This is a genomic window from Paenibacillus sinensis, assembly GCF_019904155.1.
Classification (GTDB): Bacteria; Bacillota; Bacilli; order Paenibacillales; family Paenibacillaceae; genus Paenibacillus_AQ; species Paenibacillus_AQ sinensis.
Window position 1 is genome coordinate 1 of sequence record NZ_JAHCMB010000045.1, and the last position, 409, is coordinate 409.

Annotated in this window: 1 pseudogene; it reads left to right on the forward strand. The window is 57.7% G+C overall.

From position 1 onward, the window contains the following. Positions 1 to 376 (forward strand): annotated as a pseudogene (locus KIH86_RS04330) (hypothetical protein); the annotation flags it as partial. Positions 377 to 409: the final 33 nt, after the last annotated feature.

Consider the following 409-nt stretch of genomic DNA (forward strand, 5'->3'; position numbering starts at 1 on the left):
GGAAGAGCGCGAAGCGGAACGCGAACAAATCGTCCAGTCTGAGCGGCAGCGTGTGCAAGAGGCGGCGGATCTCCGAACCTCCCTGGCAAAGCTCGAACCTAAGCTGCAAGCTGCTGAAGACGTGCGGGATCTCACACTAAGAGCGCTGGACGATTCTAAGGAGAATGAAAAAGCCGAACGCAAGCGGACCGAAGCGGAAGAGCAGCGCCGGCGCGAGCTAGAAGGACAATTAGAGGCTGAACGCAAGCTAACGCGCGAAGCTGAGCAGAAGGCGGCTGAATTGGCTGGAGAGCTTAAGGCGATGCGCGAGGCGGTAACGGCTTCTAGACCGGACAAGGTACAAAAAAAGGGAGGAGGCCAAAATGACGGAAATTAAACACGCAGTCCCGGCAAGGCGAGTGCGCAGAGC